Source organism: Stenotrophomonas sp. T8, assembly GCF_051853085.1.
In the GTDB taxonomy this organism is placed as follows: domain Bacteria; phylum Pseudomonadota; class Gammaproteobacteria; order Xanthomonadales; family Xanthomonadaceae; genus Stenotrophomonas; species Stenotrophomonas sepilia.
Genome location: NZ_CP195329.1, coordinates 2,783,527 through 2,808,744, shown reverse-complemented (window position 1 = coordinate 2,808,744; position 25,218 = coordinate 2,783,527). Strand labels below are relative to the sequence as shown.

21 protein-coding genes and 1 tRNA gene are annotated in these 25,218 nt (G+C 68.0%); 12 read left to right on the top strand and 10 right to left on the bottom strand.

Annotation, left to right across the window (positions count from 1 at the left end; all coding sequences use genetic code 11):
- Positions 1-4: 4 nt before the first annotated feature.
- The 6 genes from ACSDHM_RS13185 to ACSDHM_RS13160 all read left to right on the top strand — a co-directional run bounded on the left by ACSDHM_RS13185 (position 5) and on the right by ACSDHM_RS13160 (position 3,411).
- Positions 5-589, top strand: a complete 585-nt coding sequence (locus ACSDHM_RS13185) for an LPS-assembly lipoprotein LptE (protein ID WP_005418114.1) — start codon at positions 5-7, stop codon at positions 587-589.
- Positions 590-601: 12 nt separating this feature from the next.
- Positions 602-1,639, top strand: coding sequence for a DNA polymerase III subunit delta (gene holA / locus ACSDHM_RS13180; RefSeq protein ID WP_439426320.1), 1,038 nt, complete (start codon positions 602-604; stop codon positions 1,637-1,639).
- A 3-nt stretch (positions 1,640-1,642) separates the two neighbouring features.
- Positions 1,643-2,308 carry a nicotinate-nucleotide adenylyltransferase gene (gene nadD, locus ACSDHM_RS13175; protein WP_439426319.1) on the top strand — a complete coding sequence of 222 codons (666 nt, stop codon included), beginning with the start codon at positions 1,643-1,645 and terminating at the stop codon, positions 2,306-2,308.
- Positions 2,309-2,366: 58 nt separating this feature from the next.
- Positions 2,367-2,777: a ribosome silencing factor gene (rsfS, locus tag ACSDHM_RS13170; protein WP_005418109.1), complete on the top strand. Its 411-nt coding sequence runs from the start codon at positions 2,367-2,369 to the stop codon at positions 2,775-2,777.
- Positions 2,778-2,841: 64 nt separating this feature from the next.
- On the top strand, positions 2,842-3,312 hold the full coding sequence (gene rlmH, locus ACSDHM_RS13165; protein WP_005418108.1) for a 23S rRNA (pseudouridine(1915)-N(3))-methyltransferase RlmH: 471 nt from the start codon (positions 2,842-2,844) through the stop codon (positions 3,310-3,312).
- A 22-nt stretch (positions 3,313-3,334) separates the two neighbouring features.
- Positions 3,335-3,411 (top strand) — tRNA-Asn (locus tag ACSDHM_RS13160).
- Positions 3,412-3,512: 101 nt separating this feature from the next.
- Here the strand turns inward: ACSDHM_RS13160 and arcD are convergent.
- The 4 genes from arcD to ACSDHM_RS13140 form a co-directional block, all read right to left on the bottom strand.
- The gene (gene arcD, locus ACSDHM_RS13155) at positions 3,513-4,934 is read right to left on the bottom strand and encodes an arginine-ornithine antiporter (protein ID WP_072168533.1); all 1,422 of its coding nucleotides are present in this window, start codon (positions 4,932-4,934) and stop codon (positions 3,513-3,515) included.
- 164 nt (positions 4,935-5,098) lie between these two features.
- Complete coding sequence (locus ACSDHM_RS13150; protein WP_061479655.1) at positions 5,099-7,888, bottom strand: TonB-dependent receptor; 2,790 nt, start codon at positions 7,886-7,888, stop codon at positions 5,099-5,101.
- Positions 7,889-8,083: 195 nt separating this feature from the next.
- Positions 8,084-8,734 (bottom strand): energy transducer TonB, encoded by a 651-nt coding sequence (locus tag ACSDHM_RS13145; RefSeq protein WP_072168532.1) that lies wholly within the window; start codon positions 8,732-8,734, stop codon positions 8,084-8,086.
- 215 nt (positions 8,735-8,949) lie between these two features.
- Entirely contained in the window at positions 8,950-9,687 is a 738-nt protein-coding gene (locus ACSDHM_RS13140; protein WP_072168531.1) for an SIMPL domain-containing protein, read from the bottom strand.
- 130 nt (positions 9,688-9,817) lie between these two features.
- On the opposite strand from ACSDHM_RS13140, the gene ACSDHM_RS13135 reads away from it, so the two are divergent.
- Genes ACSDHM_RS13135 through tldD form a run of 4 tightly spaced genes read left to right on the top strand, consistent with a single transcriptional unit; the run spans position 9,818 to position 17,298 of the window.
- On the top strand, positions 9,818-10,426 hold the full coding sequence (locus ACSDHM_RS13135) for a Maf family nucleotide pyrophosphatase (protein ID WP_072168530.1): 609 nt from the start codon (positions 9,818-9,820) through the stop codon (positions 10,424-10,426).
- Positions 10,419-11,906, top strand: coding sequence for a ribonuclease G (gene rng / locus ACSDHM_RS13130; protein WP_005418079.1), 1,488 nt, complete (start codon positions 10,419-10,421; stop codon positions 11,904-11,906). Before ACSDHM_RS13135 ends, rng begins: the two co-directional genes overlap by 8 nt.
- 30 nt (positions 11,907-11,936) lie before the next feature.
- On the top strand, positions 11,937-15,794 hold the full coding sequence (locus ACSDHM_RS13125) for a YhdP family protein (RefSeq protein WP_227836923.1): 3,858 nt from the start codon (positions 11,937-11,939) through the stop codon (positions 15,792-15,794).
- Positions 15,795-15,852: 58 nt separating this feature from the next.
- Entirely contained in the window at positions 15,853-17,298 is a 1,446-nt protein-coding gene (gene tldD / locus ACSDHM_RS13120) for a metalloprotease TldD (protein WP_072168528.1), read from the top strand.
- Between the two features lie 41 nt (positions 17,299-17,339).
- On the opposite strand, the gene yjgA is transcribed toward tldD, so the two are convergent.
- Complete coding sequence (yjgA, locus tag ACSDHM_RS13115) at positions 17,340-17,927, bottom strand: ribosome biogenesis factor YjgA (RefSeq protein WP_072168527.1); 588 nt, start codon at positions 17,925-17,927, stop codon at positions 17,340-17,342.
- Between the two features lie 68 nt (positions 17,928-17,995).
- Here yjgA and pmbA point away from each other — a divergent pair, with 68 nt between their 5' ends.
- Together pmbA and ACSDHM_RS13105 are read left to right on the top strand one after the other, a co-directional pair.
- Complete coding sequence (gene pmbA / locus ACSDHM_RS13110; protein ID WP_072168526.1) at positions 17,996-19,363, top strand: metalloprotease PmbA; 1,368 nt, start codon at positions 17,996-17,998, stop codon at positions 19,361-19,363.
- Positions 19,364-19,450: 87 nt separating this feature from the next.
- Positions 19,451-19,822: a DUF4870 domain-containing protein gene (locus ACSDHM_RS13105; protein WP_005418071.1), complete on the top strand. Its 372-nt coding sequence runs from the start codon at positions 19,451-19,453 to the stop codon at positions 19,820-19,822.
- A 75-nt stretch (positions 19,823-19,897) separates the two neighbouring features.
- Here the strand turns inward: ACSDHM_RS13105 and ACSDHM_RS13100 are convergent, their stop codons facing one another.
- The 5 genes from ACSDHM_RS13100 to ACSDHM_RS13080 form a co-directional block, all read right to left on the bottom strand.
- A complete protein-coding gene (locus tag ACSDHM_RS13100; RefSeq protein WP_072168525.1) occupies positions 19,898-20,776 on the bottom strand; it encodes a polyprenyl synthetase family protein in 879 nt (292 codons plus the stop codon).
- On the bottom strand, positions 20,766-21,026 hold the full coding sequence (locus ACSDHM_RS13095) for an exodeoxyribonuclease VII small subunit (RefSeq protein ID WP_188240762.1): 261 nt from the start codon (positions 21,024-21,026) through the stop codon (positions 20,766-20,768). Before ACSDHM_RS13095 ends, ACSDHM_RS13100 begins: the two co-directional genes overlap by 11 nt.
- A 36-nt stretch (positions 21,027-21,062) precedes the next feature.
- Complete coding sequence (gene tilS, locus ACSDHM_RS13090) at positions 21,063-22,349, bottom strand: tRNA lysidine(34) synthetase TilS (protein ID WP_181357781.1); 1,287 nt, start codon at positions 22,347-22,349, stop codon at positions 21,063-21,065.
- A 542-nt stretch (positions 22,350-22,891) separates the two neighbouring features.
- The gene (locus tag ACSDHM_RS13085; protein ID WP_188240763.1) at positions 22,892-23,437 is read right to left on the bottom strand and encodes a WG repeat-containing protein; all 546 of its coding nucleotides are present in this window, start codon (positions 23,435-23,437) and stop codon (positions 22,892-22,894) included.
- Complete coding sequence (locus ACSDHM_RS13080) at positions 23,434-25,140, bottom strand: alkaline phosphatase (protein ID WP_227836925.1); 1,707 nt, start codon at positions 25,138-25,140, stop codon at positions 23,434-23,436. Before ACSDHM_RS13080 ends, ACSDHM_RS13085 begins: the two co-directional genes overlap by 4 nt.
- Between the last annotated feature and the right edge of the window lie 78 nt (positions 25,141-25,218).

Genomic DNA, 25,218 nt, shown 5'->3' with positions numbered 1-25,218 from the left:
CTCCATGACCCGAATCCTGCTTGCCCTCGTTCTTGTCCTCGGCCTTGCCGGCTGCGGCTTCCATCTGCGCAACAAGCTGATGCTGCCGACCGACACCGCCCCGGTGAAGGTGGTCTCCACCGCCCCGTACAGTGAACTGGTCAAGCTGCTCAATCGCAGCCTGCTGGCCTCCGGTGCCAGGCTGGCCGATGAGGACAGCAAGGAACCCAGTACCCAGCTGCAGGTGTTGTCCGAGCGCTGGGGTGACCTCCCGATCGCCATCGACTCGCAAGGTCGTGCGCAGGAGTACAGCCTGCGCTATGCGGTGATCTTCATCTTCCGCCGCGAGGATGGCAGCGAACTGGTGCCGCAGCAGGTGATCGAACTGTCGCGCGACTACGTGTCGCCGCCGACCGACGCCACCGGCACCACCACCGAACGCGAAATCCTGGCCACGGAGCTGCGCCGGGAAATGTCCGCCTCGATCATCCGCCGTATCGACAGCGTGGTCCGCGCCGAGATCGAGAAGGGGGGCAGCCTGTCCGCGCCGAAGGCCAAGCCGATCGAGGGCGCGGTGCCGGCAGAGCCGGCCGCCGCCGTCAAGCACTGAGCGGCAGCGACGATGGAACTGCGTCCGGAGCAGCTGGCCAGCCAGGGCGCTGACACGGCGTTGGCGCCGGTATACCTGATCGCAGGCCCGGAAACACTGCGCGTGCTGGAGGCCGCAGATGCCATCCGCGCGCGTGCGCGCGCCTCGGGCATCGGCGAACGCGAAGTGTTCGACGCCGACGGGCGTGATTTCGACTGGAACCAGCTTGACGCCAGTTTCAATGCGCCCAGCCTGTTCAGCGCCCGCCGCCTGGTCGAGGTGCGCCTGCCCAGCGGCAAGCCGGGCAAGGAGGGCGCCGAGGTGATCAGCCAGTTCTGCGCCAACCCGGCGCCGGACGTGGTGTTGATGATCACCGCCAATGAATGGAGCAAGGCCCACCAGGGCAAGTGGGCCGAGGCGGTCAACCGCATCGGCGTGCTGTCGGTGGCATGGGCGATCAAGCCGCATGAACTGCCGGACTGGATCGAGCGCCGCCTGCGCGGCAAGGGCCTGCGTGCCGACCCGGCTGCCGTGCAGCGCCTGGCCGAGCGGTTGGAGGGCAACCTGCTGGCCGCCGCCCAGGAAATCGACAAGCTGGCGCTGTTGGCCGACGGCCAGCCGTTGGATGTGGAACGGATGGAGTCGCTGGTGGCTGACGCTGCCCGCTACGACGTGTTCCGCTTGGTGGAGGCGACGTTCTCCGGCCAGCCGCCGGCGGTGCTGCGCATGCTGGCCGGCCTGCGCGGTGAAGGGGAGGCGGTGGCCGCATTGATGCCGATCGTGATCCGCGAGCTGCTGGCGGGCGCGGGCCTGGCCCGCGTGCAGGCGCGTGGTGGCAACCTGGCCGCTGAAATGAAATCGCGCGGCATCTGGGAATCGCGGCAGGCGCCTTACAAGCGCGCGCTGCAGCGGCACCCGGAAGGCAAGCGCTGGGAGCGCTTCGTGGCCGAGGCGGGGCTGGTCGACCGCATTGCCAAGGGGCGCGCTGACGGCGACGCCTGGCTGGCGCTGGAACGCCTGCTGGTGGCCGTGGCCGAGCCGCGTGCCGTGCGCCTGCTGGTGCGGGCCTGAGTGATGAGCCTGCGGATCTACTACGGGGGCACCTTCGATCCGGTGCACCTCGGGCACCTGGCGATCGCGCGTGCGGCCCGTGATGAACTGCAGGTCGCCGTGCGCATGCTGCCGGCCGCCGATCCGCCGCACCGCGCGGTGCCCGGTGCCACTGCTGAGCAGCGCTGCACGATGTTGTCGCTGGCCATCGGCGACGAGCCGGGGCTGCTGCTGGACCGTCGCGAACTGGAACGTGCCACCCGCTGCCCCGGTCGCCCGTCGTACACCGTCGACACGCTGCGCGAGCTGCGTGGCGAGCTGGGCCCGAGCCGGCCGCTGGCCTGGCTGGTGGGCGCCGACAGCCTGCTGGGGCTGTCCGGCTGGCATGAATGGGAGGCCCTGTTCGGTCTGGCCCACTTCGTGGTGGCCGAACGGCCGGGCAGTCCGTTGCAGGCGTCGATCGATGGCGAGCTGGGGCGCGCCCTGCAAGGGCGCTGGGCCGACAATGAGCAGGCCCTGTTCGCCAGCCCGGCCGGGCGCATCCTGCGCCTGCACCACCCACTGCGCGAGGAATCGGCCAGCGCCGTGCGCTCGCAGATTGCCGCTGGCGGTCCCTGGCGCGCACTGCTGCCACCGGCCGTGGCCGACTATGTCGCTGCACACGGGCTGTACCGCCCGGCCACGGCGTGAATGGCGCGGCCGCGCCATCCCCGTATAATCGCCCCCACGTTTATCGAGTCGATCCATTTTGAGCAACCAGACCCAGCCCCAGACCATCAAGGTCGATCTGCCCAGCCCGCCGCCGTCCGTGCCGGAACTGCTGGCCAGCGTCCGCCAAGCCACCGAAGACCTGAAGGCCAAGGACCTGGTCGAGATCGACGTGCGCGGCCGGTCCAGCGTTGCCGACTACATGATCGTCGTTTCGGGCACTTCGACCCGCCACGTCAAGTCGATTGCCGATGAAGTCGTGCGCTTCGCCAAGAACATCGACGTGATGCCGCTGGGTGTTGAAGGCGAGCGCGAAGCGGAGTGGGTGCTGGTCGATCTGGGCGACGTGATCGTCCACGTGATGCTGCCGCGCGTGCGTGAGTTCTACGCGCTCGAGCGCCTGTGGACCGTCGGCGACCAGCCGCCGTCCAGCGACGACGAAGTGGCCTGAGCCGCACGTTGACGCATCCCTTCGACGGCGCCGATGGCGCCGTCGACGTTTTGGAGGACCGTTGATGAAAGCCCGCCTGATCGCCACCGGTGAACGCGCGCCCAGCTGGGTCGCGCAGGGGTTCGCCGAATACCAGAAGCGGCTGTCGCATTGGCTGCCGTTCGAGCTGGTGGAAATCGAACCCGGCCTGCGCGGCAAGGGGCGCGATCCGCGCCGTGCCACCGAGGATGAAGGCAAGCGGGTCATCGCCGCGCTGCCGAAGAACGCTTACGTGGTGGCACTGGACGTGCCGGGGCGGCAGTTGAGTTCCGAGCAGCTGGCGCAGCGCCTGGAGCATTGGCGCGGGCAGGGCCGGGACCTGGCGTTCCTGATCGGTGGCCCGGAAGGGCATTCGCCAGAGGTCTCCGCGCTGGCCGACGAAAAGTGGTCGATCGGACCGCTGACGCTGCCGCACATGCTGGTGCGTCTGGTGGTGGCCGAGCAGCTGTATCGGGCTGCCGCAATGATTGCCAATCACCCCTACCATCGCGCGTGAAGAGTGGTTATACTAGTCGTCTGCCCGAATAGCTCAGCCGGTTAGAGCACTTGACTGTTAATCAGGGGGTCGTTGGTTCGAGTCCAACTTCGGGCGCCACCTTGCAAAACCTGCATCGCGAGATGCAGGTTTTTTTTTGCCGTGTTGTGGCGGCGAGCCCATGCTCGGCTGCATCCTCCAAGCCGGGCACGCGCTCGGCGCTACAGCGTGATCCGGCCCTTCCAGAACGCTGCCAGCGTGGCGATCGCTACTGCCAGGATCGCGCCGAACAGCGCCCACTCCCAGCGCGTGAAAACCGGCTCGCCGCGCTGGCGCCGGGTCTGCGCAAACAGAACAACGCCGGGCACGTACAGCAGCACCGACAGCAGCAGGTTGTTCAGGCCGCCGGCATACACCAGCCACAGCGCGTAGGCGCTGGCCAGCAGCGCGACGACGAAATCGCGCCAGCGCTCGCGTGGCTCACCCGCGTAGGACTGCCCGCGCCAGGCCAGTTGCACGCCGAACGCGGTGGACAGGAAGTAGGGCACCAGGCTCATCGATGCGGCCAGCAGCACCAGGCCGGTGTAGCTGCCCGCATTGAACAGCACCAGCAGCAGGAACAGCTGGATCAGCCCGTTGCTCAACCACAATGCATTGGCCGGCACGCCACGCGCATTCTCGCGTCCCAGGAAGGCGGGCATCGTGCCGTCGCCAGCGGCGGCATACAGCACTTCGGCACACAGCAGCACCCAGGCCAGCAGCGCGCCCAGCACCGAAATGATCGAACCGGCGATGATCACCGTCGCGCCCCATTCGCCGACGATGGCGCGCAGCACGTAGGCCATCGACGGGTTGGGCAGCCCGGCCAGTTCGGCCTGCGACAGCACGCCCATCGACAGCAGGCTGACCAGGACCAGCAGCAGCCAGACCCCCAGGAAACCGATCACCGTGGCACGGCCGACGTCGGCACGGCGCGCGGCTCGCCGCGAATAGATGCTGGCGCCTTCGATGCCGATGAACACCCACACGGTGACCAGCATCATGCCGCGCAGTTGCTGGCCGAGGTCGCCGAGCGCAGGCGTGCCGAAGAAGTCGGCGCGGAACACCTCCATGCGGAACGCGCCGGCGGCCAGCACCAGGAACAGTGCGATGGGCAGCAGCTTGGCCACTGTCACCAGGCCGTTGACGATGGCTGCTGTGCGCAGGCCGCGCAGCACCAGCAGGTGGACGGTCCACAACAGTACGGACGAAGCGGCCACGGCGGCTGGCGTGTTGCCTTCGCCGAACACCGGCATGAAATGGCCCAGGCCGCTGAAGATCAGCACGAAGAAGCTGGCATTGCCCAGTACCGAAGCGACCCAGTAGCCCCACGCCGCGGAGAAGCCGATGTAGTTGCCGAAGCCTTCGCGTGCATATGCGTAGATGCCGGTGTCCAGGTCCGGACGGCGGTTGGCCAGGGCCTGGAACACGAAGGCCAGCATCAGCATGCCCGCACCGCTCAGCGCCCAGCCGATCATCGCGGCGGCCGGGCCGGCACTGCGGGCAACGTTCTGCGGCAATGAGAAGATGCCGGCGCCGACCATCGAGCCGACTACCAGTGCAGTCAACGCCGGCAGGCCGAGGCGTTGCGATGTCGTGGCCATTGAGATCCCCTGCGGCCCGGATGCCGCGAGCACACCCTAGCCATGTACTCGTGAACATGGCTGCAAGGCCGGGTGTGCGGGAGCCGGCATGGACAACGAACAGCCAGGAAACGACGAAGGCCCGGGCAACAGCCCGGGCCTTCGAAGCAAACACAGCAGCGGGATTATTTGAACGTGTACTTGGCGCCGACAGTGAAGTAGCGGCCAATCGCACCACTGAAGTGCAGCGGGTTGTAATTGACTGCACCGTAAGTGCTCGGGTCGAGCGGCGCGATGCGGTCGAACACGTTCTGCACCGAAGCGTTCAGCTCGAAGGCTTCGGTGATGTTCCAGCGGCCGGACAGATCGAAGGTGGTGAACGAGGAGATCTTCTCTACCGGCTCGCCGTCTTCATAGAAGGCCAGGTAGTCACCGCCGCGGCGGTCCTTGTTCTCCAGCTTGCTGATGTAGTTGGCCACGCCGCTGATGCTCCACGGGCCCTGCTTCCAGGTGGTGCCGAAGTTGATGCGGTCCTTCGGCGTGCCGATGCAGTTGGTCACGTCGCAGTTGCCGTGGGTGCCCACATAGTCGACGGTGGTATCACCCTCGGTGCGCTCGAACTTGAGCACGTGGCTCCACTGCAGGTCCATTTCCAGCTGGCCCGGGCCGATGTCGAAGGTCTGGCGGATGTCGGTGTCGATACCGCGGACGCGCGAGGAGTTGGCATTCACGTAGGCGGTATTGACGGCCAGGATGGTGCCGCTGTTGGCGACTCCGCCGATGTTGTTGGCATCGCGGAGAACGTTGCCCGCGGCGATGGCGTCGGCCGTGCTGCCCTGCGCGATTTCGTTGGTGCGCTTGATTTCCCACGCATCCACAGTCAGCGAGGTGGTCGAGGTTGGCTGCAGCACGATGCCCACCGAGTAGCTCTTGGACTCTTCCGGCTTCAGGTCCTTGTTCGGCCGCGTGATGATCGCCACTGAGCGCGCGGTGCATTCGTTGGCCGGGTCGATGGCGCAACGCACCGGATCGCGGGCGTTGGAGAAAGCGGCCAGGCCACCGTCACCGTTCTCGGCCGGGTTCGGCGCACGGAAGCCTTCAGCGTAGCTGGCGCGCAGTGCGATCCAGTCGGCCGGGGTCCACTTCACGCCCAGCTTCGGCGTGGCCTTGCCTTCGCCGCTTTCGTACTTGTCGTAGCGGACCGCAGCGCTCAGCTCCAACTGCTCCAGCACCGGTGCGGACAGTTCGGCGTAGCCGGCATACACATTCTGCGTGCCGTCGTAGGCCGAGTAGCCCAGGCCGATGATCTGGCCGATATCGGTGAAGGTCTGCGGCGTCAGGCTGTTGCTCGTCTTGCGCCACTCCGTACCGAAGGCCAGGCCCAGCGGACCGCCCTTGAGATCCATCAGGCTGCGCGAGATGGTGAAGTCGAACATGTCCAGGCTCGACTTGGCACGCGCGCTGATGGTCGGGCTGATGGCATCGTAGACCGACTGCGGCGTCTGCGAGGCATTGTCGCCGATGCGCCAGGTGCCATAGGGGCAGGCCGGATTGCCCAGCACGCAGCGTACTGCGTCATAACGCAGGAAACCCGTGCGCTTGTTGACCAGGTCGGTGCCGGAATGCAGGTAGGCGGTGTCGTAGCTCCAGTCGCCCCAGTTGCCCTTGACACCCACCAGGAAGCGGTTGAACTCATTGGTATTGTCGGTCACGCGCGGGCCCACGTCCCACGCGCTGTAACGCAGGCGGGCCGCGGTGGGCAGCGGGTTGTCCGGATGACCTGCATACAGCTGGGTCGCACCGGCACCGCTGTTGGCGTTGACCGGGCCGCCAGGGTAGCCCCAGCCGCCGGATACGCCGGATGGCGTATTGCTGAAGATCGTTTCCTTCTTCGAGTAACCGATCTCGGTATAGACCTCGCCGCCTTCACCAAACGCGAAGCTGGCGCGGCCGAACACGTTCACGTACTTCTCTTCCGGGCTCAGGTCGCGGTACTGCTGCGCCGGATCCCACAGGCAACCCTGGGCCTGCGCGGTCGCGTCACTCTGCCCGGGAATCGTGGTCAGCCCGGCGCAGCCCGGCAGGGCAACCAGATGGCCGGTGGCATCGAACACCGAGCCATTGGGACCCACGCCGCCGGCGGTACCGCCCGACAGGTAGGCACCGCCCAGGAACTGCGCGTCTGCAGCGTCGTAACCCCAGCGCCGGATATCGCCGGTGCCGATCCACTTGCGGTTCTTGCGGTCGCTGATCTTGATCGCGTCGGTCTTGCCGACGTCCAGGCTGAAGAACGCATTCCAGCCATCGCTGGACAGGTCGCCGGTGCCGGCAGTGAGGGTCGCCTTCTTCGCGTCGCCATCGCCGTCACCGGAAATGCCGTAGGAACCGCGCAGGATGGCGCCTTGGAAGTCGCTGCGCAGGATGATGTTGACGACGCCGGCGATGGCGTCGGAGCCATAGATCGCCGAGGCGCCGTCCTTGAGCACTTCCACGCGCTCGACGGCATCGAGCGGGATGGTGCTGAGGTCGGTGAAGACCTTCTGGCCGTCATCGGCCAGGCCGTAGGTGGCCATGCGGCGGCCGTTCAACAGCACCAGCGTCGAGCCGGCGCCCAGGCCGCGCAGCGAGATGCCGGCGCCGCCACCGGCGAAGCCGTTGCCGAAGGTCTTGGGAATGGAGCCTGCGCCGTCGGCGGTCAGGGTCTGCAGGTACTCGGCGACCGTGGTCTTGCCGGTGCGGTCGATTTCCTGGCGGGTCACCACCTGCACCGGCGACGGTGTCTCGGTGTTGGTGCGCGGGATGTTGGAGCCGGTGACCGTGATGCGGTCGAGGTTGGTGGCCTGCTCCTGTGCAAAGGCTGAGGAAGAAGCCACGGCGCCGACCAGCAGCAGGGTGCTGCCAGCAAGGATATGGGTGATGGACGATGCCAGGGTGGTGCGGCGGCGGCTGGCGGGCCGTTGGATCGGGTGTTTCACAGCTTCTCTCCTAACTGGAAAACCGTAGCGTTGAGGGCTGTCGCCGGATCGATACCGGGACGCGCCAATCTAGGTTTCCAGCAGGTGACGAAGACGTGAATTTTTGCTTAATCAGTAACGCTTGGCCCGGGCATGTCCGCATTTGTCGGGCAGTGGCAGGGGCCGGCCCGGCGCGGGGCCGGGCCGGTGGGACGCTCAGTCCGGCAGCGAGAACTGCACCGGCACCATGCCGATGGCCGGAACCGCCACGCCGTCACGCTGGGCAGGCTCGAAGCGCCAGTGCTTGAGCACCTGCTGGCGGGCGGCCTGGTCCAGGTTGCGCGAGCCGCTGCTGCGCTCGACGCTGACCGCGACCGGCTGGCCACGGGTGTCCACTTCCACCCGCAACAGCACCGTGCCCTGTTCGTGGTTGCGCAGGGACTGGATCGGATAGGTCGGCGGCGGAGCGCTGCGGTACTGCAGCTGGGCGCCGGCCAACGGGGTGGAGGTGTCGATGCTGGGCGCCAATTGCGGCGGAGCCGGTTCGGCGGCCGGCAATGCGATGCCCTGGGTCTCTTCCACGGTCGCGGTGGGTGCGGGCAGTGGCGGTACCACCGGCTGCGTCCGCGGCTTCGGTACCACCTGGACGATCTCTTTTGGCGGGACCGGAACCGGCGGCGCCGGCGGTGGCGGGATCTTCTCGATCAGCCGGACCGGCGTCTTTTCACGCGGGGCCTGCACGGCCTGGTAGGTCGCAGGGATGAGCAGCAACAGGAAGGCCAGCAGGTGCAGGGCGATCGCTGCACTCCAGGCGGCTACGCGGGCGGGGTCGAAGTGCGGGGATGCAACGGGATAGGTACGAACCATGGTCCACCTCCATGCCAGTGACGAAGTCCTCAACGCACCAGGGTCCGTGGCGGGGTTGCCGCACGCGGCTGGCAGTCCATCAGTAGCGCGGCATGGCGGCCACTGCCTAGAGGCAGGGGCATGCGCGTTGGGCTGGCCTTCAGCCAACGCCGCCGGAATACACGAAAAAGGCGGGCCCCTGCGGGACCCGCCTGTGTCGGCCGTGCCGGGCGCGATCAGCGGCCCAGTTCGAACACCACGTCCAGGTTGACCGAGACGGTCGATTCACCCGGTGCGACCGGGGTAGCCTTGTCCATCGCCGCGCCGGCGGCCATGGTGCGCATCATCGGCATCGGGCGGAAACCGCCGTTGCTGTTTTCAGAGATGCTGACGATGCGGCGCACCTGCAGGCCCAGCGATCTGGCATAGGTCTGGGCGCGGGCCTGGGCCTTCTTCAGGGCGGCCAGGCGGGCTTCGTCATAGACCGGTTCGGGCTGGTCGATCTCAAACTGCGGACCGTTGATCTGGTTGGCCCCCTGCGCGGCCAGCGCGTCGAGCACCTTGCCGAGCTTGGCGATGTCGCGGACCTTCAGGCTGACCGTGTTGCTGGCCTGGTAGCCGGTGATCTTCGGTGCCTCATTGTCGGCATAGCGGTACTGCGGGTTGAGGCTGACGCCGCTGGTCTGCACGTCGCGCTCGGCGATGCCGGCGGCCTTGATCGCGGCCAGCACCTTGTCCATCTGCTGGGCGTTCTGGCGCATGGCGCTGTTGCCGTCGGCAGCCTGGGTGACCACACCGGCCGACAGGGTGGCGACGTCCGGCACGCGGGTGGCGTCGGCGTTGGCCGAGATGTTCAGCAGGGTGCCTTCGGCCGCGGCGGCGATCGACGGCGACGACGGAGCGGCATGAGCAGTCATCGAGGTTCCAAGGGCGAGGGACAGGGCAAGCAGCAGCGGGGTGGCGGTCAGGCGCATGGGATCTCCTTGTTGTGCCGGTGAGGGTGGTGTCGTAGCGATGAACGCGCTGTGAGCCTGTTCGGGGTTGTACGCGTTCCGTAACGGGTTGCCGACGATTCAGGTGGCGGCGTCAGGTTATGCTGTGCCGATGCTCTATCTTGCTTCCCGCTCCCCCCGACGCAACCAGCTGCTGGCCCGACTCGGACGCCCCTTCCAGGCCCTTGACCTGGAGGTCGTCGAGCAGCGCGCGGCCACTGAAAGCGCCGAACAGTATGTATGCCGGGTCGCCGCCGACAAGGCGCGCGCCGGGCTGGCCCGGGTGCTGGCCGACGACCGGCAGGCGCGGGTGCTTGGTTCGGATACCGAGGTGGTCCTGGACGGCGAGGTCTTCGGCAAGCCGGTCGATGCCGCTGACGCGCGGGCGATGCTGGCGCGGCTGGCCGGGCGCACCCACCAGGTGATGACCGCCGTGGTGGTGGTCGGCGCGGGCGGCCTGGACAGCGAGCTGGTCATTTCCGAAGTGACCTTCGCCCCGATCGATGCCGCCGACATCGCCGCCTATGTCGCCACCGGCGAGCCGCTGGACAAGGCCGGCGCCTACGCCATCCAGGGTGGGGCCGAACGCTGGATCGAACACCTTTCCGGCAGCTACTCCGGCGTGATGGGGCTGCCGCTGCTGCATACCGATCGTCTGCTGGCGCGCTGTGGCGTGCCGGTCCCCACTGCCGATGCCGCCAGGGAGGCTGCCGATGTCTGAGGAAATCCTGGTCAATGTGACCCCGCGCGAGACCCGTGTCGCGGTGATCGAAAACGGCATGCTGCAGGAACTTCACATCGAGCGCGGTTGGCGCCGTGGCGTGGTCGGCAACATCTACAAGGGCAAGGTGCAGCGGGTCATGCCCGGCATGCAGGCCGCCTTCGTCGAAGTCGGCCTGGAGCGCGCGGCGTTCCTGCACGCCAACGACGTGGTGCGGCCGGCGCCGGTGGCCAGCGCCGACACCGAGAATACCACCCTGCCGCCGCCGGCCAGCGTGCCGATCGTCGAGCTGCTGCGTGACGGCCAGGACATCGTGGTGCAGGTGGTGAAGGACCCGATCGGCACCAAGGGCGCGCGCCTGACCACGCAGATCAGCATTCCCTCGCGCTACATGGTGCTGCTGCCGCAGTCCAAGGTGGTGGGCGTGTCGGCGCGCATCGAAGACGAAACCGAGCGCGCCCGCCTGAAGGCGCTGGTGACCGAACTGTCGGCCCAGCACGGTGGCTACGGCTACATCGTGCGGACCAACGCCGAAGGGCAGCCGGCCGAGGCCATCGCCGAGGACATCGCCTACCTGTCGCGCGTGTGGAACGTGGTCGAGCGCCGCGGCCGCGAGGCGCCGTCGTGCAGCATCATCTATGAAGACCTGAGCCTGCCGCTGCGGTCCGTGCGCGACCTGATCCGCAAGGACGTGGACAAGGTGAAGGTGGACTCGAAGGAGACGTTCGGCCAGTTGCAGGCCTTCGTCGCCAAGTACATGCCGGTGCTGGCCGAAAAGCTGGAGCTGTATTCCGGCGACCGCCCGATCTTCGACATGTTCGGCGTGGAAGACGAGATCGGCCGCGCGCTGGACAAGCAGGTGCCGCTCAAGTCCGGTGGCTACCTGGTGATCGACCAGACCGAGGCGATGACCACCATCGACGTCAATACCGGTTCGTTCCTCGGCCAGCGCAACCTGGAAGAGACGGTGTTCCGCACCAACCTGGAAGCGGCGCAGGCAGTGGCGCGTCAGCTGCGGCTGCGCAACCTGGGCGGCATCATCATCATCGACTTCATCGATATGGATGATGCAGAGCATCGCCGCCAGGTGCTGCGCACGCTGGAAAAGGCGCTGGCCCGCGACCATGCCAAGACCACGGTGTACGACTTCTCGCCGCTGGGCCTGGTGGAAATGACCCGCAAGCGCACGGTCGAAAGCCTGGAGCGCCAGCTGTCGGAAACCTGCCCGCAGTGCAGCGGCCGCGGCAGCATCAAGACCACCGAGACGGTGACCTACGAGATCTTCCGCGAGATCACCCGCGCCGTGCGCCAGTTTGATGCCGCGCGGCTGCTGGTCATCGCGTCGACCAAGGTGGTCGCGCGCATCACCGATGAGGAATCCTCGGCGGTGGCTGAGCTGGAGGAATTTCTCGGCAAGAGCATCCGCTTCCAGGCGGACGAGCAGTACCTGCAGGAGCAATTCGATGTTGTTCTGCTCTGATCCTCGCCGGCTGCAGGCCGGCGGTGGCCGATGAGCGCGCCGCCGCGCCTGCGACTGCGAAGGATCCGCCGTCATTTCATTGCCGCCTGTGCGGTGGGCCTGGTCGGGCTTGCACTGCTGGTGGGCACCTTCAGCCAACTGCTGCCGCTGGCCGAGCGTCATCCCGACAGGATCGCTGCCTGGCTGAGCGAGCGGGCTGGCCAGCCGGTGCGTTTTGACCAGCTGCGGACGACCTGGACCCGTCGTGGCCCGCTGCTGCAGCTGAAGGGCCTGCGCATCGGTGCCGGGCAGGGCCTGGCGATCGGCGAGGCCGAGGTGCTGGTATCGATGTACAGCGGGCTGCTGCCCGGGCGCTCGCTGACCGAACTGCGCCTGCGTGGCCTGGCCCTGGACCTGCAGCAGGGCGAAGACGGACGCTGGTCGGTGCGCGGGCTGCCGCAATCCGACAACGGGGGGGATCCGCTGGATGCGTTGCGCCGGCTCGGCGAGCTGCAGGTGATCGGCGGCCGCCTGGGCGTGCACGCGCCGGGGATCGGCATCGACACCACGCTGCCGCGCATCGACCTGCGCATGCGGGTCAATGGTGATCGCCTGCGCGTGGGTGTACGCGCCTGGGCCGATGCGCAAGCGCTGCCGCTGACGGCGGTACTGGACGTGGACCGTGCGCGCGGCAACGGCCAGGCCTGGCTCGGCGCCGACCCGGTCGATTTCCATGCCTGGTCGCCCTTGCTGGCGGCCGGCGGCGTGCGCCTCCGCGAGGGCAAGGGCGAGCTGAACCTGTGGCTGACCCTGCGTGATTTCGCGCCGGTCGCACTGACCACCGATTCGGACCTGCGGGACGTGCGCGTCGACGGTGCACCGATGCCCGGCGTGGCAGCGCCGCAGCTGCAGCTGCAGCGGCTGCAGGCCCGCCTGCGCTGGCAGCGCCAGGCCGATGGCTGGGCGTTGCAGGTGCCGCGCCTGCGCCTGAAGACCGAAGATGGCGCACAGCAGCTCGATGGCCTGCAGCTGCAGATCGGCAAGCAGCTGCGGGTGAACGCCGGTGCGGTGCAGGCCGGCACCGCGCTGCGAGGGCTGGCCCTGAGCAATCTCCTTGAACCGGGACTGCGGCGCTGGCTGTTCCTGTCCAGGCCGCAGTTGGAGATGCGCCGATTGCAGTTGGCCGGCGAGCGTGATGGCCCGTTGCGGGCACAGGGCGAACTGCAGTCGCTGGGCTTTGCCAGCGTCGGCAATTCTCCGGGCCTGCGCGGCCTCGGGGGGCGTTTCGAAGGCGATGCCGATGGCTTCAGCCTGCAGCTGCAGCCGCAACGGCAGCTGCAGTTCGATTGGCCGACCGGCTTTGGCGTGCGGCATGACCTGCATCTGGCCGGACAGATCGTGGGGTGGCGCGACGAGGGCGGCGGTTGGCGGATCGGAACGCCGGCGATGCGCGTGGAGGGCACCGACTACGCGGCCGACGTGCGCGGCGGCGTCTGGTTCCAGGGCGACGGCACGCGGCCGTGGCTGCAGCTGGCCGCCAAGCTGGACGACGTGCCGATGACGGCAGCCAAGCGCTTCTGGATCCACTCCAAGATGAGCAAGGGCGCCACCGACTGGCTGGACATGGCACTGGCCGGCGGCCAGGTGCGTGGCGGTGTCGGCCTGGTCACCGGTGACCTGGACGACTGGCCGTTCGACAACAACGATGGCCGCTTCGAGGCCACCGGCCACATCAGCAATGGCGACATCCGCTTCCAGCACGATTGGCCGCTGATGCGCCAGGTCGATGCCGACATCGCCTTCATCGGCCCCGGCTTCGAGATGCGTGGACGTGGCGACCTGGCGGGCGTGGCGGTGCAGAAATTCGAAGCCGGCATTCCGGACTTCGGCCACCAGCCGCTGTACGTGCGCGCCGACGCGCCGAGCGAGGCCGGCAAGCTGCTGGCGATGCTGCGCCAGAGCCCGTTGCACAAGGACTATGGCGATACCCTGGACAACCTGGTCGCCAGTGGTCCGGCACATGTGACTTTCGATCTGCTGCAGCCGCTGCACCACGATGAAGGCGGTGGTCATCTGCAGGGGACGGTCGACTTGACCGGCGTGAAGCTGGTCGACAAGCGCTTCCAGCTGGCCTTCGACAACATGCGAGGGCAGGCGCGCTACAGCAATGGCGGCTTCGGCGCCGACGAACTGGCGGTGCGCCACCTCGGCCAGGATGGCCGCCTGAGCCTGCGCGCTGGCGGCTACGTGCAGGACAGCACGCAGGCCTTCGAATCGAAGCTGACGGCGCATCTTGATGCGGGCGTACTGATCGACCGCGCACCGGAAATGGCCTGGCTCAAGCCCTACATCACCGGCACTTCAGCGTGGACCATCGCGGTCAACCTGCCCAAGGTGGCCCCGGGGGCGCCCGCGCCGCCGAGTGAACTGCGGTTGAGTTCGGATCTGGTCGGCACGCGGCTGGACCTGCCGGCACCGCTGGACAAGCCGGCCGCCGAAGCGCTGGCGACCACGGTGGCCGCGCAGTTGCCGATGGGCGCCGGCCGCATCGATGTGGCCTTCGGCCAGCGCCTGGCCCTGGCCGCACGCAGCCACAACAACCAGACCGGCGTGCAGGTCATGTTGGGCAGTGATCATGTTGATCGTGAGCCGCCGCCGAGCGGGCTGACGGTCAATGGCCGCAGCGCGACCCTGGATGCGCTGGAGTGGATCGGCCTGGCGCGGGGCGGCGGTGACGACGATGCGATGCCGCTGCGAGCGGTGGACGTCCAGGTCGGCCAGTTGAAGCTGATCGGCGGCGTGTTCGAGCAGACCCGGCTGCAGCTGCACCCGGGTCCACAGGCACTGGATGTGCGCCTGGACGGCCCGTCGCTGGCCGGACGCCTGACCGTCCCCAATGCGGACGGTGGCACGATCAGTGGCCAGCTTGACCGCGTGCACTGGCAGTCACTGCCGGCGGCACCGGGTGCGCCGGCTGCACCGGCGCGGGTACAGGCCGGTGCCAACGACATGGACCCGGCCAAGCTGCCGCCGTTCGCGCTGGACATTGCCGACCTGAAGTTCGGCAAGGTGGTGCTGGGCCAGGCGGTGCTGCGCACGCGGCCGCTGGCCAACGGCCTGAACGTGGATGAGCTGCGTTTCCGTGCGCCGGACCAGGAGATCGACATCAGCGGTCGCTGGCTGGGCCGGACCGGCGGTGCCCGTACCGAGTTGACCGCACAGGTGCGCAGTGAGGATCTGGGTGGGTTGATGCAGAATCTTGATTACGGTGGCCAGTTGCGCGGCGGTTCCGGCCAGGCGCAGTTGCAGGCCTCGTGGAGCGGAGGCCCGTCGGACTTCCAGCTGGGCAATCTGCAGGGCAGCCTCGACCTGCACGCGCGCAATGGCCAGCTGCTGGAGCTGGAGCCAGGCGCCGGCCGCGTGCTGGGCCTGCTCAGCGTCGCGCAGCTGCCGCGGCGCCTGATGTTCGACTTCCGCGACTTCTTCTCCAAGGGCTTCGCGTTCAACCAGATCGACGGCAGCATGCAGTTCGGCCAGGGCATGGCGCGCACCGACAAGGTGCTGATCGAAGGCCCGGCGGCCAACATCACCATCCGTGGCCAGGCCGACCTGCGCAACCAGCGGTTCGACCAGACCATCGACGTCAACCCGCGCGCGGGCAACCTGCTGACCGTGGTCGGTGCGGTGGCCGGCGGCCCGGTGGGGGCCGCGCTGGGCGCGGCCACCAATGCGGTATTGTCCAAGCCGCTGGGCGAGATTGGCGCCCGAACCTACAAGGTGACCGGTCCATGGAAGGAACCTAAGGTGGAAGTGATCGAGCGCAGCCGCGACAAGACCCCATCACCGCCCGAGCCGGCGTCTGCACCGGCCATTCCGCCGACCGTCACCGACCTGCCGCGCTCGCGCTGAGCGCGGTTCCCTGTTCACGGGGCTTGCCTGAGCGCCCCCGCACCCCCAGATCGAGACCATGACTGATATCGCCCTGACGCTTGCCCAAGACCGCCTGCTGCGCCCCGGCGGCCTGGATACCGCTGGCCTGGAGCGCACCTTCGGCCAGTTGCTCGGCCCCGGTGTCGACTTCGGTGACCTTTATTTCCAGCACGCCCGCCGCGAGAGCTGGAGCGTGGAAGACGGCATCGTCAAGGACGGTGCCCATTCCATCGAGCAGGGCGTGGGCGTACGTGCGATTTCCGGCGAGAAGACCGGATTTGCGTACTCCGATGACATCCATGCCGACGCGCTGCTGGCGGCGGCGCAGTCGGCGCGCGCGATCTCGCGTGAGGGCGGTGCGCAGTCCGGGCGATCGCTGCTGCGCGGCAATGCGCGTGCACTGTACCCGGCGCTGGACCCGATCGATGGTATCGGCAACGAAGCCAAGGTCGAGGTGCTCAAGCGCCTGGATGGTTACCTGCGTGCCGCCGACCCGCGCGTGAAGCAGGTGATGGTGAGCCTGTCCGGCGGCGTCGATACGGTGCTGATCGCGCGCAGCGACGGTGTGCTGGCGGCCGATGTGCGTCCGCTGGTACGCCTGAATGTGCAGGTGATCGTCGAGCACAACGGCCGTCGCGAGTCCGGCTATGCCGGGGGCGGTGGCCGCTATGGCTACGAAGACCTGTTTGCCAGCGGCCGCCCCGAAGCCCTCGCCCAGGAAGCGCTGCGCCAGGCGCTGGTGAACCTGGAAGCGGTGCCGGCGCCGGCCGGCATGATGCCGGTGGTGCTCGGCCCGGGTTGGCCGGGCGTGCTGCTGCACGAAGCGGTCGGCCACGGCCTGGAAGGCGACTTCAACCGCAAGGGCACCAGCGTCTACGCCGGCCGCATCGGCGAGCGTGTGGCGGCACCGGGGGTGACCATCGTCGACGACGGCACCCTCGACGGCCGCCGCGGTTCGTTGAACATCGACGACGAAGGCCACCCCAGCCAGTGCACCCCGCTGATCGAGGACGGCATCCTGGTCGGCTACATGCAGGACAGCCTCAATGCGCGGCTGATGGGCATGGCCCCGACCGGCAACGGGCGCCGTGAATCGTTCGCGCACCTGACCATGCCACGCATGACCAACACCTACATGCGCGCCGGCGAGCACGACCCGCAGGAGATGATCCGTTCGGTGAAGAAGGGCCTGTACGCGGTCAACTTCGGCGGTGGCCAGGTCGACATCACCAATGGCAAGTACGTGTTCTCGGCCACCGAGGCCTACCTGATCGAGGACGGCCGCATCACCACGCCGGTGAAGGGCGCGACCCTGATCGGCAACGGCCCGGAAACCATGCAGAAGGTGCGCATGGTCGGCAATGACCTGGCCCTGGACGAGGGCGTGGGCATCTGCGGCAAGGACGGGCAGAGTGTGCCCGTGGGTGTCGGCCAGCCCTCGCTGTTGATCGAGGGCATCACCGTCGGCGGTACCCAGGCCTGAGCGTGGCGATGGCCACAGCAACCGCCCGGGCCGACGGGGACTCAGTCCTCGTCGGCCTTGCCGGTCCCGATGTGGTCGGCGTCTTCGGCGCCGGCCTTCAGGCCCAGCGCGGCTGGCAGCATCAGGCCGCGCAGCACCTGGAAGATCTCGCGGTAAGCGCGCGGCGGCTTGTTCCTGGCCTTCTCGGCCTGCGCGTTGCGTACCAGCGTGCGCAGCTGCTGGCGGTCGGCCTGCGGATAGTCATCGAGCAGAGCGGCCAGCGCCTTGTCTCCCTCGGCCAGCAGGCGGTCGCGCCAGTCTTCCACACGGTGCATCATCGCCACTTCGCGGCGGCCGGTTTCGCTGTTGGCGTCGAGCGCATCGCGGATCGCATCCAGCGTGGCCTCTTCTTCGCGGCGCATGTGCTTGGCCAGGAACGCCAGTTGGCGCTTGTGGGCGATGTGGGCGGTGATGCGCTTGCACTCGGCGATGTGCGGCAGCAGGTCTTCCGGAATCGGCAGGCGCGCCAGCTGGGCCGGGGTCAGCGACACCAGCTTCTCACCCAGGGCCAGCACGTCGAGTGCATCGCGCCGGTTCTGGCTGCGGCTCTTGTCGTGGAATTCACCGGTTTCTTCGTCGCGTCCGCGCATCGTCCCTACCTGATTTCAAAAAAAGTCGCCCGGCGTGATGCCGGGCCCAACCCGCACAGGATAAAGCATTGAACGTGATCGCCCCTGAAGTGGCCGTCGGCGACGACAGCCTGGCCCGGCTGGAACGGCTGGCCGACCTCTCCCAGCAGCTGCTCGACCGCGCCCGCGCGCTGGGCGCCAGCCAGGCCGAGGTCAGCTGCAGCGAGGACCGCGGCCTGGAGGTCAATGTCCGCCTCGGCGAGGTCGAGACCGTGCAGTCCACCCGTGACCGTGGCATCGCCGTGACCGTCTATTTCGGGCAGCGCAAGGGCAGTGCCAGCACTGGCGACCTGAACGAGGCCAGCCTGGCCGCTACGGTCGAGCAGGCCTGCGCGATCGCACGGCATACCGAGGATGACCCGGCCGCCGGCCTGGCCGAGGCCGCACTGATGGCCACCGACTTCCCGGACCTGGATGGCTGGCACCCGTGGGCGCTGCAGGCCGATGAGGCGGTGGACCTGGCCCTGGCTTGCGAGGCCGCTGGCCGCGAGGCCGATGCGCAGATCCGCAATTCCGATGGCGCTTCCGTGTCGAGCATGCAGAGCCTGTCGGTGTACGCCAATTCGCACGGCTTCTTCGGCCGTGAGCGCGGCACCCACCATTCTATCGGCTGCGCGCTGATCGCCGGGCAGGGCGACGGCATGCAGCGCGATGGCTGGTACACCAGCGCGCTGGCGCAGGGGGACCTGGAAGACGTGGGCCTGGTCGGCCGTCGCGCCGCCGAGCGCACCATCGCCCGCCTGCAGCCGCGTTCGTTGGCCACTGGCAGCATGCCGGTGCTGTTCGCCCCGGAAGTAGCGCGCAGCCTGGTTGGCCACCTGCTGTCGGCAGTGTCCGGCGGCGCCTTGTACCGCCAGGCCAGTTTCCTGCTGGACAGCGTCGGCCAGCGCCTGTTCCCGGAGTGGATGCAGATTGACGAACTGCCGCACCTGCGCCGCGGCCTGCGCTCAGCCGCCTTCGACGGCGACGGCGTGGCCACCCGTGCTTCGGCGCTGGTCCGTGACGGCGTGCTGCAGCGCTATGTGCTGGGCAGCTATTCGGCGCGCAAGCTGGGCCTGCAGACCACCGCCAATGCTGGCGGCGTGCACAACCTGCAGCTGGCGGCCAATGCCGGCTCGCTCGAAGAGATCGCCCGGCAGATGGGTGACGGCCTGCTGGTGACCGAGCTGATGGGGCAGGGTGTGAACGGGGTGACCGGCGACTATTCGCGCGGCGCCGGCGGCTTCCGTGTCGAGAACGGCGAGATCCAGTACCCGGTGGACGGCATCACCATCGCCGGCAACCTGCGCGAGATGTTCAGCAGCATCGAGGCGGTCGGCAGCGACGTCGACCCGCGCTCGCACATCCGGACCGGCTCGATCCTGCTGGGGCGGATGACCATTGCCGGTAATGATTGATGGCATCGATGGCGTAAGCTATGCCCGCCTGACGCATCCAGCTTGGTGCTGGTGGGTCAAGACCACCCAATGAAAAGGAGTTTTGTCGTGAGTGAATTCGATAACGTCCCGCCGCCGCCGGCAACCACCAATGCCCCGGCCGACCAGCGCACGATGGCGCTGGCCGCGCACCTGCTGGGCATCTTCACCTGGTTCATCGGCCCGCTGATCATCTGGCTGATCAACAAGGATGACGCCAGCAAGTCCTTCGTGACAGACCAGGCCAAGGAAGCGCTGAACTTCCAGATCACCATCACCATTGCGATGCTGATCTGCATCGTGCTGACCATCGTGATCATCGGCGGCATCCTGGCGCCGATCGTCGGCATCCTGAACCTGGTGTTCTGCATCATCGCCGCTGTGAAGGCCAACAACGGCGAAGCCTACCGCTACCCGTTCGCGCTGCGCCTGGTCAAGTAATACCGTCTGCGTGCGCAAACAGGAACGCCCGGCATTGCCGGGCGTTCCTGTTTGGCGCCAACGTCACGCCAGCGATCAGTGATCGCGTTCCACCGCCAGTGTTGCCAGCGCGCGCAGCGCATCGGCTTCTTCGCCATAGTCGGCCAGCGTGGCCTGCATGCGTGCGGCCAGTTCGCGCAGCTGCGCCTTCGCACCGTCCATGCCGAGCAGCGCGGGGAAGGTGCTCTTGTCCTGCGCCTGGTCCTTGCCGGCGGTCTTGCCCAGCTGTTCGGAACTGGCTTCGACATCGAGGATGTCATCGCGGACCTGGAAGGCCAGGCCGAGCGCGTCGGCGAAGCCGTCCAGCTGGGCCAGCTGTGGTTCGTGGGCCTGGCCGCACAGCGCGCCCAGGCGCACTGCCGCGCGGATCAGCGCGCCGGTCTTCAGCGCATGCATGCGGGTCAGTGCCGCCAGCGTCTGCTGCTGGCCGGTGGCGTCGATGTCCAGCGCCTGGCCACCGCACATGCCGGAAGCGCCGGAGGCGTGGGCCAGGGTCTGCAGGCAGGCCACGCGCAGCGTGGCCGGCAGCGGCGCATCGGCCAGCAGACCGAAGGCGCGGGTCTGCAGGGCGTCACCGGCCAGGATCGCGGTGGCTTCGTCGAAGGCGATGTGGGTGGTCGGCTTGCCGCGTCGCAGCGCGTCATCGTCCATCGCCGGCAGGTCGTCGTGCACCAGCGAATAGGCGTGGATGAGCTCGACGGCCATCGCCGCTGCGTCAAGGTGTTCAGGCTGCGCGCCAAACAGATGGCCACTGGCGTACACAAGCAGCGGTCGCATGCGTTTGCCACCGCCCAGCACCGAATAGCGCATGGCCTGGTGCAGGCGCTGCGGTGCTTCGGCGGGCGAGGGCAGGGCGGCGTCGAGCTGGCTTTCGATACGGTCGCGCCAGCGCGCGAACAGAACCTCAGCCGTCATGGCTGGGCGGATCGAAAGGCTCGGATGTTTCCGGCTGCGCCGGATCGCTGAGCAGGCGCACGCGCAGTTCGGCCTGTTCCAGCGCCTGCTGGCACTGGCGGTACAGACCGACGCCGCGTTCGTAAGCACTGAGCGAGGCTTCCAGGCTCAGCTCGCCGGTTTCCATCTGCTCCACCAGCTGTTCCAGCGATTCGAGCGACTGCTCGAACTGGGCGACCGGGGAGGCGTTTTCGGGGGACTTCTTGGCCATGCGGCAAGTGTGGACGGGCTGCGCGCGGGGGTCAATTCACCAGCCGCCGGGACGCCACTGCAGCTGAGCATCCTGGGCCTGCAACCAGGCTTGCAGAGGGGCCGCAATGACCACGTCGGCGGCAGCGAGCAACTGTGGCCCATCGAAGATCAGCGGCAGCTGGGCGCGCCGCCAGGGGGCCAGGTGCTCGCGTTGCAGGCAGTCCTTCAGTGCATGCGAATGCGGGCGACCGGGCAGCACGATGCGCTCGCCGCCCACGCGCGCACGGACCTGAAGCGGGCGTTCGAAGGCCACGGCGCCCCGCAGGCGCAGTTGACCACCATCGGGCAGCGGCAGGGGGGCACGCCCATCCCATTCGGCCTGCCACCCGCGGGGCAGCGATGGCAGCTGTGCGGGCAGCAGATAGGCGTGATCGCGCCATTGCTGGATGGCATGCTCGTGCCAGCGCACCCGCGCCTGGCGATCGTTGCTGGCCGGCAGCAGTTCGTGCAGACCCTGCTGCAGTACCGTGGCCGGCAGTGGGGCGGCACCGTGGCCGATCACCCAGGCGCGCAGCACGCGCGCGGCACGCCCCGGTGACACCTGGCGCAGCAGCTGCAGCGAAAGCACGCGTGGTGCCACTTCCAGGTGCGCGATCAGCTCGGCGTCTTCCTCGTCCAGCAGAGCACGGGTCTGCCCGCAGTGCATTGCGCTGCCCGCCAATGCCGCAGCCGCATGCGGCCAGCGCTGGCGCAGCAACGGCAGCACCTGCAGGCGCAGGAAGTTGCGATCGGCGTGGTCGTGGCCATTGCTGGGGTCTTCGATCCAGCGCAGCGCGTGCTGGCGCGCGTAGTCGAGCAGCGCGTTGCGCGTTGCCGGCAGCAGGGGGCGCCATAACGGATGCCCGCCAATGTGGCTGTGTGCGGACATCGCCGCCAGGCCGTCAATACCGGAACCGCGCAGGGCACGCAGCAGGAAGGTCTCGGCCTGATCGTCCTGGTGCTGCGCCAGTGCCAGCGTTTCGCCGTCGCGCAGTTCGGCCGCGAAGGCGGCGCGTCGCGCCTGCCGCGCCGCGCCTTCAAGGCCGAGGCCCGCGCGATTGTCGATCTGCACGTGATGCACGGCCAGTTCAATGCCCAGTGCCGCGCATTGCTGCTGGCAATGCAGCACCCAGCCGTCCGCATCGGCCTGCAGGCCATGGTGTACGTGCACCGCACGCAGCGCCGTGCCGGAGGCCTGTGCGCAGCGCCACAGCCAGTGCAGCAGCACGGTCGAGTCGACACCACCGCTGTAGCCCACCAGCAGCGGCGCATCGAGCGGAACGAGGGCAGGGAAGGCAGTCACGCCGGCAAGTATAGGGTTGCTCGGCAGGGCTGCGCCCTGCACCCGCAGAGGCCACGGCCACGGCAGGAGCCGAAGCAACAGCAGAAGCTGGTTTCCTGCGCGTCGGCGCGGTGGGTCCGGTTGCGGGGGCGTGAGCCGCATGGATGCGGCGACCGAGCTTACATGGACGTACTTGCAGCGCCCCCCGCAACCGGACCCACCCCGCCTTCGACAGTTTCCTGCGGTCTGTTGGACATGTTGATGGGGTCAGATCCGTTTTCCGCAGGAAAACGGATCTGACCCCGGATTCAATTCGATATCTGACAGATCTGATCCACGCATGGCGTGGATGGTCCAACCGTCACCGGAAATCTGTCGGGGGGGGGGGGGCGGTGTGGGTGGGCAGGACCGTTGGCGCCATGGATGGCGCCATCGAGCCCCCATGGACGGGTTTACGGCGTGTCCTGACCAGCCACACCGTCCCGCCCAACTCACAGAAAACCAGAGCCGCTTTTGATCTTGATTCGGCTTCGGCAGGTGCAGGGCGCAGCCCTGCCGAAACCCTACTTCACCCGGCGGCCCGAGCGGTCGATGCGGAACCACTCTCCGCCTTCCATCGGCGTGTGGCCATCGGCATCCGGCGTGCCGCGCCGGCAGCCGTTGCAGACCTCGGCCACGCCATCCTGGAATGGCCAGGCGAAATCGAAGGTGCCGGGCACCACCTGGCGGAACTTCAGGTCGAAGTAGCCGACGCGGCTGCCGACGCGGCCGCGCAGCAGGCCTTCCTGCGGCGTTTCCGGGCCGTTGTCCCAGGTCAGCACCGGCAGGCTGCGGCCCGTGCGGTCGACGTAGTGGAAGCCCTGGTCGGCATACACCACGGCCAGGCCGTGGTCGTCGTAGTTCAGGTCCTTCAGCGTATCGGCGCTGATCTTCAGCCGGTGATCGACCACCTCGCAGTTGGGGAGCGGCCACAACCCGTGTTCGTCGGTCAGCAGCTTGCATGCCGGTGCCTGTGCCTGTGCATTGGCACTGACCAGCACGCCAAGCATTGCCAGCGACCGCGCAAGGCGGCCGCTGGCAGGGGCAGGGCGGGCCTGCCGCGCGATCACTTTGCCTCGGCCTTGCGTTCGAAGGCCGCCGGTGCCGGCAACTGCACCGGCACGCCCTTGTCATCGCAGGTGCCGGCCTGGCACAGGCGCTCGCGCAGGGCCGGGGTGGCCTGCACGATCATGTGGTAGATCGCGTTCTGTTCCAGCGTGCCGCGGATCGCCTTGCTGCCCGGGCCACGTGCCCAGATGCCGACGTCCTCACCACCATGCGATTCGGACTTCATCGGCACCAGCGCTTCCTGCATGTAGTCCGGATGCTCGGTGTCGACCTCGCGCAGGTTCGGGCGACCGTTGGCCGGTTCGAAGCTGCTTGGGTTGTGCGGGTAACGCTTCGGCCCGGCCGGCTGCTGGTTGCTGCTGCCGGTGTGGCCTGGGCCGTTGGCGTAGCTCAGCGTGGTGTACGGCTGGCCGGTGCCGTCCAGGGCGTAGTCCAGCTTGCCGGCGCCGTCTTCGCCGCCCTTGTCCTTCACCTTGCCCAGGATCGGGTTGCCGCGTGCCGGGTAGCCGACGAAGTTCAGCGTGTGCGAGTGGTCGGCGGTGACGATGATCAGGGTGTCGTCGGCCGAGGTCAGCTCGTTGGCCACGCGCACCGCATCGGACAGCGCCACGGTCTCGGTCAGTGCACGGTAGGCATTGCCGCTGTGGTTGGCGTGGTCGATGCGCGCGCCTTCGATCATCAGTACGTAGCCTTCCGGGTGCCTTGAAAGGTTCTTGATCGCCGCTGCGGTCAGTTCGGCCAGGCTCGGCTCACCGCCCGGATCCTGCGGGCGCTCGTACTCGTAGCGCATGTGGTCCGGCTCGAACAGGCCAAGGATGGCCGGCGCATTTGCGGCTGCGGCCAGCTGCTTGCTGTTCCAGACATAGGCACCCTGCGGATGCGCCTGCTGCCATTCCTGGACCAGGCTGCGGCCGTCCAGGCGCTGGCCGACCTTGTCGTCGTATTCCGGGTCGCGCTCTTCCACGGTGGTGAACTCACCACGGCCGCCACCAAGGGCGACAAGCGGACCGCGCCCATAGCGCGAGGTCGACAGCAGCTGCTGGGCGATGTCCTTGCAGCCGGCCGCCTTGGCCGCTTCAGTCAGGTCGGTGTCGTTTTCCCAGTTGCGCTCGGGCGAGTGCGCGTAGGTGGCAGCGGGGGTGGCATGGGTCAGGCGGGCGGTGGAGACCACGCCGGTGGCCAGGCCGGCGCTGTCGGCCAGCTGCAGCCAGGTCAGCAGGCCCTTGGACAGGCTGTCGGCACAGTCGGTGCGGCTTCCGGCACTGACGCCGATCGCGCCCATGTGGGTCTTCACGCCGGTGGTGATGGCGGTCATGGTGCCGGCCGAATCAGGCGTCTGCGAATCGGTGTTGTAGGTCTTGCTGAACGCCGTGGCCGGGAAGCGTTCCCAGGACAGCAGGTTCTCCTCGCCGGAGCCGCCCTTGCGCTGGCCCTCGTAGATGCGCGAGGCGGCCACGGTGGTCAGGCTCATGCCGTCACCGAGGAACAGGATGACGTTCTTCGCCTTGCCGGACATCGCACCATTGGCCGCAGCCTGGGCGGCACCGCTGCGGTACCACCACTGCGGGGTCTCGCCGGCCGGATGGGCGACCGGGTCGACGGCGATCTTCAGGCCGGCCGGGGTGGAGGCAGGGGAGGTGCTGGCGCAGGCGCCGAGCAGCAGGGTGGTGGCGCAGGCGGCCAACAGGGAGACGGAACGACGCATGGACGCTGGGATCTCACAAACTGTAACGGGACATTCATTATGCCCGCCCCAGCAAGGCACGCCGATGACACACTGATT

Coding starts and splice junctions, on each gene's coding strand:
- ACSDHM_RS13185 (WP_005418114.1), top strand. CDS start 5: ATGACCCGAATCCTGCTTGCCCTCGTTCTTGTCCTCGGCCTTGCCGGC.
- holA (WP_439426320.1), top strand. CDS start 602: ATGGAACTGCGTCCGGAGCAGCTGGCCAGCCAGGGCGCTGACACGGCG.
- nadD (WP_439426319.1), top strand. CDS start 1,643: ATGAGCCTGCGGATCTACTACGGGGGCACCTTCGATCCGGTGCACCTC.
- rlmH (WP_005418108.1), top strand. CDS start 2,842: ATGAAAGCCCGCCTGATCGCCACCGGTGAACGCGCGCCCAGCTGGGTC.
- arcD (WP_072168533.1), bottom strand. CDS start 4,934: ATGGCCACGACATCGCAACGCCTCGGCCTGCCGGCGTTGACTGCACTG.
- ACSDHM_RS13145 (WP_072168532.1), bottom strand. CDS start 8,734: ATGGTTCGTACCTATCCCGTTGCATCCCCGCACTTCGACCCCGCCCGC.
- ACSDHM_RS13140 (WP_072168531.1), bottom strand. CDS start 9,687: ATGCGCCTGACCGCCACCCCGCTGCTGCTTGCCCTGTCCCTCGCCCTT.
- ACSDHM_RS13135 (WP_072168530.1), top strand. CDS start 9,818: ATGCTCTATCTTGCTTCCCGCTCCCCCCGACGCAACCAGCTGCTGGCC.
- rng (WP_005418079.1), top strand. CDS start 10,419: ATGTCTGAGGAAATCCTGGTCAATGTGACCCCGCGCGAGACCCGTGTC.
- ACSDHM_RS13125 (WP_227836923.1), top strand. CDS start 11,937: ATGAGCGCGCCGCCGCGCCTGCGACTGCGAAGGATCCGCCGTCATTTC.
- tldD (WP_072168528.1), top strand. CDS start 15,853: ATGACTGATATCGCCCTGACGCTTGCCCAAGACCGCCTGCTGCGCCCC.
- yjgA (WP_072168527.1), bottom strand. CDS start 17,927: ATGCGCGGACGCGACGAAGAAACCGGTGAATTCCACGACAAGAGCCGC.
- ACSDHM_RS13100 (WP_072168525.1), bottom strand. CDS start 20,776: ATGACGGCTGAGGTTCTGTTCGCGCGCTGGCGCGACCGTATCGAAAGC.
- ACSDHM_RS13095 (WP_188240762.1), bottom strand. CDS start 21,026: ATGGCCAAGAAGTCCCCCGAAAACGCCTCCCCGGTCGCCCAGTTCGAG.
- ACSDHM_RS13080 (WP_227836925.1), bottom strand. CDS start 25,140: ATGCGTCGTTCCGTCTCCCTGTTGGCCGCCTGCGCCACCACCCTGCTG.